Origin of the sequence: Ktedonobacter robiniae (assembly GCF_016587375.1) — a bacterium.
GTDB classification, from domain to species: domain Bacteria; phylum Chloroflexota; class Ktedonobacteria; order Ktedonobacterales; family Ktedonobacteraceae; genus Ktedonobacter; species Ktedonobacter robiniae.
Window position 1 is genome coordinate 1,101,162 of record NZ_BNJG01000001.1, and the last position, 14,917, is coordinate 1,116,078.

The 14,917-nt window shown below is 55.3% G+C and carries 12 protein-coding genes; 4 read left to right on the forward strand and 8 right to left on the reverse strand.

The genetic code is table 11. The features are described from left to right. Positions 1–54: 54 nt before the first annotated feature. The 7 genes from JMJ04_RS04550 to JMJ04_RS04575 form a co-directional block, all read right to left on the reverse strand. Positions 55–1,314: a glycosyltransferase family 4 protein gene (locus JMJ04_RS04550; RefSeq protein WP_201369363.1), complete on the reverse strand. Its 1,260-nt coding sequence runs from the start codon at positions 1,312–1,314 to the stop codon at positions 55–57. Then, positions 1,311–2,573, reverse strand: coding sequence for a glycosyltransferase family 2 protein (locus JMJ04_RS04555; protein WP_201369364.1), 1,263 nt, complete (start codon positions 2,571–2,573; stop codon positions 1,311–1,313). The genes JMJ04_RS04550 and JMJ04_RS04555 overlap by 4 nt, the downstream gene beginning before the upstream one ends. An 80-nt stretch (positions 2,574–2,653) precedes the next feature. Beyond that, a complete protein-coding gene (locus JMJ04_RS04560; protein WP_201369365.1) occupies positions 2,654–3,859 on the reverse strand; it encodes a glycosyltransferase in 1,206 nt (401 codons plus the stop codon). Beyond that, positions 3,798–5,405, reverse strand: a complete 1,608-nt coding sequence (locus JMJ04_RS04565) for an O-antigen ligase family protein (RefSeq protein WP_201369366.1) — start codon at positions 5,403–5,405, stop codon at positions 3,798–3,800. Before JMJ04_RS04565 ends, JMJ04_RS04560 begins: the two co-directional genes overlap by 62 nt. Positions 5,406–5,425: 20 nt before the next feature. Further along, entirely contained in the window at positions 5,426–5,560 is a 135-nt protein-coding gene (locus JMJ04_RS47945) for a hypothetical protein (RefSeq protein ID WP_255552905.1), read from the reverse strand. Between the two features lie 9 nt (positions 5,561–5,569). Continuing rightward, complete coding sequence (locus tag JMJ04_RS04570; protein ID WP_201369367.1) at positions 5,570–6,442, reverse strand: CpsD/CapB family tyrosine-protein kinase; 873 nt, start codon at positions 6,440–6,442, stop codon at positions 5,570–5,572. A gap of 123 nt (positions 6,443–6,565) precedes the next feature. Next, a complete protein-coding gene (locus JMJ04_RS04575) occupies positions 6,566–7,567 on the reverse strand; it encodes a GumC domain-containing protein (protein WP_201369368.1) in 1,002 nt (333 codons plus the stop codon). A 496-nt stretch (positions 7,568–8,063) separates the two neighbouring features. Between JMJ04_RS04575 and JMJ04_RS04580 the strand changes: the two genes are divergently transcribed. From JMJ04_RS04580 to JMJ04_RS04595, 4 genes are read left to right on the forward strand one after another with little or no spacing between them, the layout of a single operon-like run. Further along, the gene (locus JMJ04_RS04580; protein ID WP_201369369.1) at positions 8,064–9,230 is read left to right on the forward strand and encodes an FAD-dependent oxidoreductase; all 1,167 of its coding nucleotides are present in this window, start codon (positions 8,064–8,066) and stop codon (positions 9,228–9,230) included. A 49-nt stretch (positions 9,231–9,279) separates the two neighbouring features. Next, positions 9,280–10,473, forward strand: coding sequence for a carboxylate--amine ligase (locus JMJ04_RS04585; protein ID WP_201369370.1), 1,194 nt, complete (start codon positions 9,280–9,282; stop codon positions 10,471–10,473). Between the two features lie 3 nt (positions 10,474–10,476). Beyond that, complete coding sequence (locus tag JMJ04_RS04590) at positions 10,477–12,108, forward strand: oligosaccharide flippase family protein (protein ID WP_201369371.1); 1,632 nt, start codon at positions 10,477–10,479, stop codon at positions 12,106–12,108. Positions 12,109–12,122: 14 nt separating this feature from the next. Next, positions 12,123–12,677: an acyltransferase gene (locus JMJ04_RS04595; RefSeq protein ID WP_201369372.1), complete on the forward strand. Its 555-nt coding sequence runs from the start codon at positions 12,123–12,125 to the stop codon at positions 12,675–12,677. 67 nt (positions 12,678–12,744) lie between these two features. Here JMJ04_RS04595 and JMJ04_RS04600 read toward each other — a convergent pair whose 3' ends face one another. After that, complete coding sequence (locus tag JMJ04_RS04600; RefSeq protein WP_201369373.1) at positions 12,745–14,856, reverse strand: SGNH/GDSL hydrolase family protein; 2,112 nt, start codon at positions 14,854–14,856, stop codon at positions 12,745–12,747. Positions 14,857–14,917 lie beyond the last annotated feature (61 nt).

Genomic DNA, 14,917 nt, shown 5'->3' on the forward strand with positions numbered 1-14,917 from the left:
TCGAGGGGCCTAGCGTTGCTAGGCCCCTCGAACCATGTCTGCTTTATGTGACTCTTAATGATGGCTTATTGCCACTTCTACTTCTTTAGTAGCCCCCTTGGGAGAACTCTTCCCACTCAGGGTGCGCAGGAGCTGGCGGTAGCGTTGGGCCATCGCGTCCCAGCGGTAGGGTGTGTAGTCCTCCAGCGCGTTCGTGACCAGGCGCTCGCGTAGCTCTGGTTGTTGATAGAGGTCGATCATGGCCTGGGCGAAGCTCTCAACGCGCTCGGGATCGCATAGGATCAGGGACTCACTCCCAAACATCGAGCGGATGGCCTTTGTGTCTGAGGCAAGCATGGGGCGCTGCATCCAGGCATACTCATAAGCCTTGGTGGGGAGCACAAGTTCAGAGAAGCCATTGCAGCGATAGGGGATGATGCCAACATCTCCCTGAAGCAGGAAGTCGACCAGTTCCTCCATAGCGCAGGGATCCGTAAATACGACATGCTCCTGCACCCCCAACTCCTGCGCAAGCTGTTTGAGGTATGCCAGGTGCTCGCCCCGCCCCTTGATGTCCAGGCGCAACTGTGGAACTGTCTGCCGGGCCTGGGCCAGCGCCCGGATAGCGATATCCATGCCATTGCGCTCGGCCAACGTCCCGTGATACATGATGATGAAGGGAGTTGTCTCCGCCTGCCCGGTCCGCTCAGCGACGGTATAGGGAGGAGTGCATCGCCGCTCCTCGGGAAAGAGCTTGGGATCGGCACTATTCAGGATGATGGTGATCTTCTCTTGAGGCACGCCTCGCTGGAGCAGAAGTTCTTCAAAGGGCCAGCCGACGGTGACAACGCTGTGCGCAAAGGCACAGGAGATACGCTCCTGCCAGCAGGCCAGGCGAAAGATCAACGCACCTTTACGCCCACTGGCCTTGGCGATCATTAGTTCGGGAGCCGTATCCTGAATATGCAGGATCACTTTCGCGCCTAATAAGCGCGGGATAAGGGCCGAGAAGACGAGAAAATCAGGGATATTATGCACATGGATGACATCATAGCGACGCCTGAGATGCCTCAAGGTCAGGACCCAGCCTGCTATGAGCATAAACCAGGCCCAGCTTAAGAGCGTCAGCGTCAGCGATTGCCCAAAGCCCCGGTTCATGGGCAGGCGGAAGATACGCACCCCGTTGTAGACCTCAGATTTCTGTTCGCTCTCTTGCCGTAGGCAGATGACATCTACTTCATCGCCCCCATCCACGGCGGCCTCAGAGATGCGGCGTACCAGAGGATCAAATGGATACCAGTCAAAGGTGACCGCGCCGACACGGACCGCGCTCATACCTGTCCTCCCTCTTCACTATGGCCGAGCGCCACGGAACTCCTGCTGGTCCGCACCCACTCAGCGCTATGCTGCTTGCTCCGCCGTACCACCAGGTACACCCACAATTTCCAGAGCATAAAACGGGGCGCGTGCCAGAGTGCCTGATAGGTTTCTCGCGTTGGCCGCATAAAGTACAGCCCGGTTCCCAGGTAACAGGCCAGCCCAAGCAGTAGGACGCAGGCCAGTCCCAGGGTGAGCCAGGAGTACAGGACGCAACTCAGCAGGAACAACAGGACACTTCCTCCCACCATCAGGGAGAGCGGGGGCGTCAGGAACTCAAAGGCCGTCTCCAGGCGCACCCAGTCGCGCTCACGCGCGGCGATTTGGAGCAGGCGGAGAGCAGTCTTCCAGCCTGGTTGCTCGGGTGCGCCACTCTCCCAGCGAATATCCTGTGTGCGCATCTGCTCAAAGGAGGTTGGCATATGTGAGCGTACAACCGCCTCGGGGACATAGCGCACCCGCTCACCATGCTCTACTAGCTGAAGGTAATACTGGTAATCCTCAGTCACAGAGAAGGATTGCCAGGGGTGGCGTTGCAGTAACGTGCGGCGCAGGCACATACCATTCCCAGTAAGGGTAGCGCTACTTCCCAGGGCATTGCGCCCCAATTGCCGTACGTGATTGACCAGTGTCAGGGCCAGCCAGCGTAGCACGGTGCTGGGCGAATCAGAGCCATTTAAGACGGTGTTATGCATCTGGAGCGCCACGGCCCCCGCAGCCAGTTCGCGGTCGAGCACCGTCAGAAAGCCTGGCTCGACAATAGAGTCTGCGTCCAGAATAACGTAGGCATCCGCCCACTCTGCGTCGTCTGCTTCAGTTTCGATACGCCCGAGTAGCCAGTGGAGCGCATAGCCTTTGCCACGCTTCTCTGTGTCAAAACGCTCGTAGACGCGCACGTTCTCGCTGGAACGCGCGATCTCCGCCGTGCGGTCATGGCAGTTGTCCGCGACGATATAGATTCGGTAGTGCTCGCGCGCATAGGTCAGGCCCTGCAAGCTTTTCAGCAAGCCGGGGAGCGTCACTTCTTCGTCATGCGCAGGTACTAATAAAGAAAAGCGGCTTGCGCCAGCCTGCTCCGTCACATTCACCTCCTGGCGCACGCGACGCCTGGCCTCCAGCAACGCCGCCAGGCAGACCAGGCACAGGTAGGTGATCGGCAGCAAGAAGAGGATCTCTCCTCCTGCGAGCAGCCAGCGCAACCAAACAATAAGCAACATAGACATACCCACTCTCTCTGCAAAAACACATCTCGACAATAGCGCGGTATCAGAACCTATCGACGCTGCTAAAGCACGCGTCATGCCATCACATCTTCTTTTGCTAGTGCGCTCACCGCCCGGGTCAGCAGTTCGCCACAGTATCCCCAGCCATAGCGTTGCTCGACCAGTGCTCTTCCCGCACTCCCCAGGCGCGCACGCCTCTCCGCGTCATGTAAGAGCGAGACCACCGCCTCTACAAAGGCACCAGGTTCGTCGGCGACCAGGAGGTGTGTATTTGCCTCAAGCTCCAGTCCCTCGCAACCAATACTCGTCGAGACCACCGCCTTCTGCATCGCCAGGGCTTCCAGGATCTTCAGGCGCGTGCCACTGCCTACACTCAGCGGAACAATCGCGACCTCGGCCTCCGCGAGATAGGGCCGGACGTCTGGCACAGAGCCGGTCACGACCACGCCGGGCAGCGCCCCCAGGCGTTCTACCTCTGGTGGTGGATTGCGCCCTACAATCTGCCAGGTCGCGCCCGGTATCCGCCGGTGAATATGCGGCCAGTAGTCGCGCGCAAAGGCCAGCACAGCCGCGCTATTAGGATAGTAATCCATGGTTCCCGTGAAGATAATTCGGCCCGCCTGTTCCTGCCGAGCGGAGTCTACTTGAAAGCGCTCCAGGTCTACGCCGTTAGGAATGACAACTACCTGCTGATCGGGGAGCCTCATCTGCAACCACTCCTGCTCACGCCCACTCGTGGTCAGCACCATGTCAGCCTGCTGACAACGTTCAAGCTCGCCACGCTTGAGAACCCTGTACTCCAACCAGTTATAGATTTTGCGCACAGGTTCCTTCTCATTCTGGTAGGTGCGCCACAGGAGCTCTTGCTCGATATTATGTTGATCGAGCACTACCTTGACCCCGGGCGGCAAGCAATAGCCCGCCACAAAGAGTCCCTCATATAGGACGGCCTCAAAGGGCTCTTGCGCATAGAGTGCATCGATAGCGTCCTGCACCTCGGGGAGAATGCAGGCCTCCAGCCAGTAGGATTTTCCCCGTAGGAGGGCCTCTAACTGCTGCCGACGCTTCGCGCCCCCTGACTGAAAGGGCAACACGGTCACACGTCTGTTCAGTTCTTGCACCAGGGAAAGCTGAGTGCTGGCCTGGACCTCTTCCGGGCTTGCCAGGGCCAGGAGACGTACCTCGTGGTGTCTGGCCAATGCATGCAGCAAATAATAGCTACGCGCGCTGGCTCCCCACAGGGGTGCGGGCAGGTACGAGCTTATGATCAGGATCTTCACGCTTCTCTTGCTCCTCTTTTGCTTCGATTTCGGGCAACTTCAGCAACATTCCCATCATCAGGCCCAGGAAGATCACGTTCCTAAAGAAGTAGAGCTGATAATCACTGAAGGCCACAGCCACTTCCATAAAGATGGCTCCCACCAGGATCATGCCTATCATCTGGAGATAGCGATCCTTCAGTTGCTTCACAATAATGCAGCCACGGATGATGAGCGAGCCAAACAGGAACCAGAGCGCGAAATACCCGATATAGCCCATACGCATCCAGATCCAGTAGATGGTGTTATGGGGAATATACTCGTAGGGATTACCGCCCGCGGTAGGGTCATCGGTGGCGAGCTGTGCCAGAGGCAAGGGCTGGAGAAATTTCTTACCAAAGCCCATCCCTAGCGGATTCTCTTTGACGGTATAGAGCAAATCGAAATCCTCGACATCACGATAGGCGTTTGAACTGGCGTCCGCGCCCTCGGGATGAAACACTGAATAAATGGCGCGCGCTGGCTCACCAATCACACCTCCGCTATGTGCGAAGCCAAAGACATAGCCTACACCCAACACGCCACAGGTACAGAGAATGATCAACAGGCGTTTGCGACGTTGTGGATTCATCACCATGGTGAGCACCCATACAATACCGACGCCGATAATTAAGGCTACGTAGTCGGTGCGGCGCTGGTTGGCCTCCAGGGAATAGAGCAGGGTGGGGAGCGTCAAGAAGATCACCCACATCTGGGCTTTATCTCGATACTGCAAGAAAAAGGCGATCAGCACCAGTAACACCATGACAAAGAAAAAAGACACCTCGTGTCCCAGAATATCGTGCTGCGCCTTCATATCACCATGCAGCGGCCCCAGCACGACATAGACGCCCTGCAGGGACTTGAGCGCGGAACAGAGAATAAGGAACCAGAGAAAATTGCGGATCTGCCTCTTCTCCGTGAGCAGATTATAGGCCAGCACATAGCACATGAAGAGATACCAGAAGGGACGGATCTCGATGACGATGATTTTGATAATACCGCCGCTCGTCAAGCCATGGACCAGCGCCCAGCCCACACAGAGCAGAAAAAAGGCCAGTGGCCCCTTCATCGCGCCCCCTCTGAGCAAAGGCTGTTGGCGCGTCAGCCAGCGCTTGATGACGATCACCGCAAGTATGTAGAGCATGAAGAAGCCAATGGGGCGCTCTATCAATCCTGCCAGCGCAGGCGGCCAGGCGTAGATGGGCAATGAGTCCGTCAGAATTGGGGTCGAGAGCGAAAATTGTTCAAACACGACCGCGCAACAGGCAACCATATAGAAGCCAAGAATTGGCCTTCGCGCGACTGCCACCAGGACGCCAATCACCAGCATGAGGCCCAGCATGAGGCTGAAGCTGCTCAAGACCCCTATCAGGATCAACACCGGGGCCAGAATCAACACTCCAATACTCACGCGTATAAAGAGGCGGCGCTCGCTCTGTGCTCGTTCCTGCTGGGACGAGGCAACTGTTTCCACGCCCAGGCCGCCGCTGGTTACTGTTGATTTCGACTTGAGCCGTATATCCATGCGCGCCTCAACTCACTTGCTCATTTGGTCAGGGCCATATACAGTAGCAGAACAGCAATACCCACGCCCAGGATCCATTTTGTGCGCGTGGTATGTTGTTGTGCCAGCAGGCCAATCAAAAAAAAGAAGCCCAGGAGTCCAAGTATCTCTTTCATAGAGTTCTCCTACATGAGCTGGCGAATCCAGTTCGGAACATGACTCTGCTCCTGGTTCATAATGATGCCCTGCAAGGAGACATCTTTCAATTGCTCGCAGGTCTCAGCAATCATACGGTCAGTAGTCACACCTGAGCGTACGACCATAAACAGGGTATCGGCCAGGGAGGCGGCTAGCGCGCCGTAGCCCGTGCTTACCACGGGTGGCAGATCAAGAATAAAGTACTGCTCACCCAGGGCGGAGAAGAGCGATTTCAGATCGTCCTTGCGCATCTGCTGTAAGAGGCGGACGGCATCCTGGCTCCCGCGACCTGCTGGTATCACCGTCAGGTTTTGCGTGATATGGCGCCGCATCTCGTGCTCATCACATTCGCCACGCAACCACTCGGCCAGTCCTGGCGTCGGTGCGCACTCAAACACCTCGTGCAAGCTGGGATGCTCCCAGTTACACTCCACCAGTGTCACGGGAACATGAATATCTTGCGCCAGGGCCAGGGCCGTCATGCTGGCAAGATATGATTTACCTTCACCTGGGATCGAACTGGTAAAACCAATACTGCTCACCGTGGTGTCACGACGGAAGAAAAGCGAGAGGCACAACTGGCGACAACGCTCCTTCAACATATGCAGGTTCGCGATCTCGCGACGTTGTTCCGCCAGCGCGCGCTTGCTCAAATGACGTTGTGCGGGCGCTTTGGCTGGTCGGGCGCTCAGTTGTTTCGGGGTCACATGCTTCTCTTCAGTACGCGCCTCTTCCTTCCTGGCTTCAATGACCATGAGCTTCTCTGTTTTTAAGTGGTCGACGTCTTCCAAGAATTTCTGCTCTCTCTCAGGCTTGTTGGCGCTTCCCTGTTCGGCATTCTGCATCTCCATTTTTTTCATATGCTCCCGCGTTTCTTTTTCTCTGCTCGCTTGCTCTTCTTAACTGACTCCAAATGTATTCATAGATGATATTGCTGTACCTGGGCAGCCTGCGGCTGCCCAGGTACAGCAATATCATCTTCTTTACTCTATGCTCAGGGTGTTGGTGCTTTCTTTGATGTATGGTGCCTGCATCAGGATGGGCAGTGAGGTCACGAGTTGAATTTGTGAGGCGGTATAGACCGCGCGATCCCGGCGGACTACAATCACGAGATACAATACAATCGCGGCTACTGCACACCCAAGGCCTACGCCCGCGCAGAGCAAGATAGATTTCATGCGTGCAACGGGTTTAGCATCGGAAGTAGAATCGATGACTTTAAAGAGATCGTTTGCCCCCTGGCCCAGGCTCGCAAGCTGCTGGCGCAAATTGTCTATTGATGTTTGGATGTTCTGAAAAGAGGTCTGCGCCTGCTGTGTGTTAGCGTGTAAACGCGCGTAATTTGGATCGTAGGGGGCATCTGTACGCAAGGCATCTGGGTGACCCTTGAGATACCCTGCCTCTGCCACAACCGCATCATTGTACCCTTGCTTCGCCTTGGTCAACTCTTTTTGGTATGAGTCCAGCAAACGCTGCCCATCGTAGAGAGAGAGATTCGTGCTCTGACCAGAATATTCGGTAATCACGTTCTGGACGATCCGCTGCGCAATCTGGGGATTTCCGTTGGCATAGCTGATTGAGAGCAGGTTGTAGCCATCGGGTGTGACGACTATTTTGCTGGATACCTCACTCACCACAGCATCCTCAACATCACCAGGCCGCAACAAGTTATTGACCTTGTAGGCCAGTGAACTACTCAATTCTTGATCTAAACCCGTATTACGGGCCACGTTGAGCGCAAACTGGCGTGTATGGAGCAACTCCAGCAAGGCATTCGTTTGTGTCTGCGACGGAGTCGCATCCAGGTTACTCTCAGGACCAGTTGAACCGACTACTGTATAGCGATGCAAGGCCCAGATCGTCGCCGATGAGGAGTACGAACGCGGCAAGAGATACGCGATACCAACCCCTATCAGTGGCAAGAGAATAAGCAATATGCATAGAGACCAGATTCTGCGAAAGATGGCTTCCAAAGTACGCCGCATGAGAGTTCGCTCCTCCTGAATTTAAACACTACCACGTAGCTTACCTTTCGCATGCGCATATTCGGTGCTTTTTGGTGTGAAGAGCAGGTTATCAAATCCCTTTCTCGGTTCTATTCACGTGCTCAAATAACCAATTTTCCCGCCCGCTACCAGGTCGTATCTCCGCTCACTACGCAACCGCGCGCCCTGGCTTCATATGCTCTCCAACCGCCTCTATTCAGCACGCATTACGACCACATTTACCTCTACCACACAACCTCACCTTTCCTCCATAAAAAAACACTACTTATCTACCGGTGCCAACATCCTATTGCTACGTTTACGCTGTATCTTCTGCTATAGCAAGCAAAGCAGGATAGTCAAGAATATGTCTGGCAGGAAAGAGCCGGGAGTGATGCGAGGTCGAGTCAATAAAAAGTCTTTTTTTTGGTCTTTTTTTGCACAATACACATACACGAATAGAGTTTCACTGGTTGCTTTTGAAAGGTAGGTTGACGTGGCGCAGGATGCACATGTCGTTATTGGCGCGGGTCCCTATGGACTCTCAGCCGCGGCCCATCTCAAGGCCAGCGGCCTTCCCACGCACATTTTTGGGAAGACCATGGAATTCTGGGAGCAGATGTCATCCCAGATGTACTTAAAATCTTCCTGGAGTGCGCTGAATATCTCCGATCCAGCGCGGGCCTATAGCCTGCCCCGCTATGGGCAAAGTATCGGCTTAGGCAAGCAGGAACCAGTTGCGCTCAAAACATTTCTGAATTATGGACACTGGTTCCAGCAACAGTTACTCCCCGAGGTAGACCCAACCTATATCAGCCGGGTCGCCCGCGATGGCAAGGCGTTCCGCCTGGAGCTGGCCGACGGGCGCGAGATGCAGGCGAACACGGTTACGCTGGCGACGGGTGTCGCGCCCTTCGCACATATTCCCGAAGTCATCGCTGGCCTGCCACATGAGTTGGCAAGCCATAGCCAGGAGCATCACGAACATAGCCAGTTCCGCGATAAGCATATGGTGGTCATTGGTAGTGGTCAGAGCGCGCTGGAGTCAGCCGCGCTGCTCCACGAGGCTGGTGCGGCCTCCGTGGAGGTCATCGCGCGCGGCCCCATCAATTGGATTGATCGCCGCCTCTATTACCTTACGGGACCACTGAAACGTATCTTCTACCCACCCAGTGATGTTGGTCCTCCAGGCGTCAACTGGCTTGTGGCGAATCCGCTGCTCTTCCGCCTTTTCTCTGAGGAGACTCGACGTTCCCTGGATCAGCGCGCGGTCCGCCCGTCTGGGTCACGCTGGTTACGCCCGCGTGTAGAAGGGCATGTTACGCTTACGCCTCTCACCACCGTGACCGAGGCCCATGAACAGGGGGGGTATGCTCACCTGCGCCTGAGCGATGGCAGCACACGCGAAGTTGATCACATCATCCTTGGAACTGGCTACCAGACCAATGTCCAAAAACTGACATACCTGGATCAGGAGCTACGCAACCAGGTGCAACAGCAGCAGGGTCATCCGCTTTTGAATCGCTGGTTTGAGTCGTCCGTTCCCAACCTGCACTTTGTTGGTGCCTCCGCCAACTATAACTTTGGGCCGCTCTGTCGCTTCGTGGTCGGGGCGCGTGTCGCGGCGCAACAGGTTGCCAAACATGCGGCAATGATGGCCTAGCCTCTGGCTAGACCATCATTCCTCCTGGAATGGAACAAAGGTGTTACCTATGTCAGAACCACAAGCAAAACCCGGTGTTATCGTCCTTGGTAGTGATTTCAAAGCCCTGGGCATCGTGCGTAGTCTGGGGCGTAGGGGCATTCCGTGCTATGTCGTGGATAATGTCCCTCGCTCCGCCTGGTTCTCGCGCTACACAACCCAACGCATTAAGTGGCACGGGGAGCGCATGGATGGCCCATTATTTCTGAGTTTTTTGCTCAGCCTCAGCAAACACCTACAACTTGATCAGTGGATACTTCTCCCCACGGACGATACCTGTGTGGGATTTGTTGCGCGCCATACGCATGAGCTCTCGCGCTTCTATCTCCTGGCCACCCAGGACTGGAACGTGATTCGCTGGGCACATGATAAACGCCTGACCTATCGCATGGCGGAAGATGTGGGCGTGCCCGCGCCCAGGACCTGGTATCCAACCTCAGAGGAGGACCTGGATCAAATGGGCATTCTCTTCCCCGTGATCCTCAAACCAGCGGTCTCGATTAACCTGCAGCATGTCGTCCGCATAAAAGCCCTGCCAGTGACGACGCGCGATGAGCTATTCACACACTACCGTCGCATCGCCCAGATTATTCCACCTGAAGAGATCATGCTCCAGGAAATCATCCCGGGTAATGGGCTGCGCCAGTTCTCGGTCGCGACCTTCTGTGAGGACGGCGAGATTCGCCTGAGCATGACCGCGCGCCGTACGCGGCAGTATCCCATTCATTATGGCCTGGGCAGCAGTTTTGTGGAGGCCATGGAGATTCCCGGTCTCTGCGACCTGGCTGCAAAAATTGTACGCCATATGCGCGTGACCGGCATGGTAGAGGTTGAGTTCAAGCAGGATCCCCGCTCGGGCGACTATAAAGTGCTCGATATCAATGTGCGCCCCTGGGGCTGGCATACACTCTGTATGGCCTGCGGCCTAGATTTTCCCTTTATTCACTATAGCGCTCTGCATGGTGAGTCACCCACACCCCAGCAACCACACTACGACTACTGCTGGATGCGGGCCATCACCGATATACCCGCCGGTATACAGGAGATACGTTTTGGCGATCTTTCTCTTGATTGCTACCTCCGCTCCCTGCTCAAGAAGATTACCTTCTCGGTCTGGGATTGGCGCGATCCGCTTCCCGCTTTTGGTGACATGGCAACGGTACTTCAACGGGCGCTACGTGGCGCATTTAAACAAAAGGTGTAAACAATGGACAAATTGCGTAGAGTGGTGGGCAGTACCGCTATTTCTCTTTTAGGACAGGCCATCACCTGGACCTCAACCTTTCTGCTGACCATTGCCTATGGACGCTTCCTGGGGGCATTCAAATTTGGTGAACTCTATTTTGCGCTCAGCTTTGTCATGCTCATCGGCTTCCCCATGGAGTTTGGCTTCAATCAGCAGATTACCAGGGATGTGGCTCAGGATCATAGCAAGGCCTTGAGCTATCTCTCCAATAGCCTGCTCCTGAAAAGTCTCTTCTGGCTCATCCTTTACGCCTTCACCCTGCTCTTCTGCCACCTGGTGGGCTATGATGACGAACAAAGCAAGCTCATCATGATCTGCGGCATCTCCCTGCTCAGTGGCTCTACCAGCAATACCTTTGCCGCCCTGCACTATGCCTTTGGCAACGTCCTCTTCCCAGTAATCGGCACAATTCTGGAGAAGGGACTCGCCGCGCTGATTGGCTACCTGGTGCTCAAAACAGGTGGCACCGTGCAGATGATGGCCCTGGTATTACTGGTCAGTTCAGCAGTCAACGCGTTCTGGCAGGCGCTATGCTATTATCGCAAGGCAGGCCTGCGCTTCCGGTTTGACTGGGCCACGAGCCGCTCGCTATTGCGCACAAGTATCCCCTTTATCGTCAGTGGCGCGATAGGAGTCATCTACTATCGCATCGATACGCTCTTCCTCCAGTTCTTTACCAATACAACGGTCGTTGGCTGGTATGGCGCGGGCTATCGCCTCTTCGATACCCTGGTCTTCCTGCCTTCACTCATTATTAATCCCATTATGGCCCCCATCTACGCCAATCTGACCCTGGTCTCACAGGAGCAGCTTAAGATCGCTATCGCCAAATCCTTCAATTTTCTCCTGTTCTTTGTGCTGCCGATTACCACCGCCCTCATCGTCGCCGCGCCCACCATTATCGGCGTTCTCTACCATAACCCAGATTTCCAACATACCATCCCGGCACTTCAGGCCCTGGCCCCCGGGCTAGTTTTCCTGTACATCAATACCGTGATTGTTAGCGTGATTATCAGCACACGGCAGGAGAAGAAGATCACTATCACGGCCACCATTGCCCTGGTCTTCAACCTAGCTCTTAATTTCGTGCTCATTCCGCGCTTTCTGCATGTTGGGGCAGCTCTCACAACAACCCTGACCGAGTTTCTGCTCCTATGCATTAACATTCGCTATATCCCACGTCAGGCCTTCTCATTTGAGAGCCTGGTTGTTGCCAGCAAGGCCTTTCTGGCGAGCGTGATCATGGGCGTCGTTCTCTGGCTCTTGCGCTTCCAGACTATCTATCTGCTCTTACCCGCGGGAGCCTGCACCTACCTGGCCGTGGCGCTGCTCTTCCGCACCATCCCGCCCGAGGACCTGCGCATGCTCCAGATGGCCATTCGTCACAAATCTCGAAGCGCACCCGCCGTGGAGGAACTGTTAACGGAGACTATAGCCGTTGAGACGCTTGTCACTGAATTCGATGAGGCTACGCTGCCACGCCTGCGTGCCATCCAGCTTCCCACAACCAGCAAGGAAGAGACCACGCCTTCGCGCCGCCTGCAACGCAAACGCCGCAACGAGAGTCGCCTGGCTGGCGGTGAAATTGTGTAGTTGGAGGATACCTCATGAAACGCTTTCTCAATGCTACCCTGCGCTACGCGACCAATCATATTATCAATCACATTCCCTCGCATACGCTGCGCCGGGCCTGGTACCGGCGCATGCTTGGCTGGCGCATCGGCCCTGGAACGCATCTCTTGCTGGGCCAGCACATCATGTTTGGCGGCCTGCGTAGCGGCGGCAGCAAGGTCTCCATTGGACACCATACCATTATTAATCACGGCTGCCTGCTCTACACCACGGGCGGGCTTATCATCGGCAATAACGTGAGCATCAGCTCTGGCACCTGGCTCATGACAGGGAGTCACGAACTCAACCATCCCGCCTTTCCCGACATCTATAAACCCATCGTGATTGAGGACCACGCCTGGCTCGGCCTTCGCTGCACTATCCTCCAGGGGGTTACCATCGGGCGAGGTGCGGTTGTCATGGCAGGCGCGGTCGTTGCCCGCGATGTCCCCCCTTTCGCCATCGTCGGCGGCGTGCCCGCCAAGGTCGTCAAGTATCGCGAGCTACAAGATCCCTCCTACACGCTGGAATTCTCTCCACTTTTTGAGTAAAAAAGAATGGAGAGAGGGCAGAAGAGCGTGAGGGCCGCGGCCCTCACGCTCTTCTGCCCTCTCTCCATTAATTAATTTTGGTACGTACGGCCTCGAACCAGGCATTGTTCATGGCAATGGCGCCTACGGCGGTGGGGTGGATGCCATCAGGCAAGAAATACTCTTTGTGCTGTGAGAAGAGCTTGTACAGGTCTGGGCCGCTGATCAGCCCTTCATCCTTTGTGACCCGGTCGAGGGCCGTGTTATAGCTCTGGATTAAGGTGTTGACGGCGGTGTTATCTCCTCCTGGGCGATTCATAGAGGGGATGTGCGCCAGGATCGGTATATGGCCCGCTTGCTTGATTTTCTGCACGAGCTGGCGGATGTTGGCTTCGTATTTCTCGGGCGGGACCTGCTCCAGCGCGTCATTTGTCCCCCATTGCAATAGCCAGTAGTGGATATCGGGATTGAGCTGGAGCCATTCGTCGATATGCTCAACCGCCCCTTGCGAATTCCAGCCGCCCAGGCCCGCGTCCAGCATTGCGGGAAAACGCTGTGGGAAAGCCTTGTGGACGTCCTCGGCGAACGAAGGCTGATCTTCTGGATAGCGGTTATAGGCCATGGCGGTAAGCGAGTCGCCGGAGAAGAAGTAGCTGTCGTCTGCGTTCTGTGAGACATCGTAGGCCTCCAGTTCGTCGATGGCGAAGTCGCCACGCAGTGGTTTCGCCGAGAGTTGAGTTACGGTCATTTTGACCCAGCTCTCACCACTGAAGTCCAGCAGGTGCTCACGCACGCGTGTGGCGTTGCCGGTGACCGAGACCAGCGTCTTCCAGTGACCATCGTTGCCGTCTGTGCTATCGTCCGAGACGGTGATGGTATACGCGCCGGGTCCCGCGCCATTCTCGTTGATGTAGTCGAACTGGTAATCACACACCCAGATAAAGAGCAGCTTGCTCGGTCCCTTATCCAGGTGGATTGCGCACCAGGTTGGCAGCGATTGTTGTGTAGCATCCCACTTGCCCCAGTTGCCATACTGTCCATCATTGATACTCTGCGGACCACCAGCATTCTCGTTATTCTGGCAGAAGGCGGGCTTGCCACGCGATACCAGCAACCCATTGCCGCCACTGGCGGTCGGACCCTGCTTATATGTCTGAATCAACTCTTTGATGGTCTGAAACTGTGGCTTAGGCTGACCGGTAATGACATCAAACATGTCCAGGCCGCCATAGCCGGTATAGCTGCCCGCGGCATACTGGCAGGCCATAATCACACCGGCCTGTATCATGGCGTTGAGGGCATCCCTGGTGAATTTGGTGATGAAATCGGTTTTGTTTCCATAGGCCGGGGGTGGAGCGTTTGGATCAAAGTTCCACTCGGTCACGGCAATAGGCAAGTCCTGCCCCAGGCTCGCGCGCACATTCTGGCGTAACTGCGTCACTATGGAGCCAATCTCGCTCGCCTTCCCCAGGCAGTCAGCCTCAGTATTCTGCCAGCAGGGATACCAGTGGATGCTTAAGACGTCTGGCAAGACCTTTGAGGATTTGATTGATGCAAGATAGGTTGAGAGAAAACGTGGCGAAGATTTTTCATTGTTAGTCTCAATATTGATATTACTCAGTGTAGGACCAAAAAACTTGGCCTTTGCATTAAGTTGGCGCAAGAGTGGTATCTGCTTATTCCACTGAGCGATATAGTCCTGCATAGTATGGTGGTTGTAGTTGGCTTCATTACCGAACTCATACATGAGACAGCGCGAACCCAGGTAACGCACTACGTGCTCATTAAAGGCCTGATTATCATAGTCGGGTAGCACCACCAGGCACTGCGCGCCGATCTTCTCGATAGTCCCTATACGCTGATCTATATCCTTATCTGAGATCGTGGAGAAGAAGAACGAGCGGACCAAGGGAATACCAGCCGACTTCATCATACTCTGAATTGTTGGCATCGTCTCAATGTTGTTTGGCGTCCACTCTATTGAGTCATTTGTGCCAAAGAGATACGATGAGACGTTGTTCTTCCAGATTTCCTGGCCGGGCAGGGTCGGCTTAACGGTACTTTTGGCCTGCGTTTCTGTTCCCTGCGCTGGCGGCCCACTTGCCTTCGAATCTGCGCAGCCCGCCAGGAGCAGACACGCCAGTATCCATCCATACCAGAGCCAGAGTGGCCAGCGCGAACGTGATATTGTCTGTCGCACGTCTATCGTCCCTTCATTTCGTAAATACGCTCTTAAAGAGACGTTACCATTTAGCTGTGTA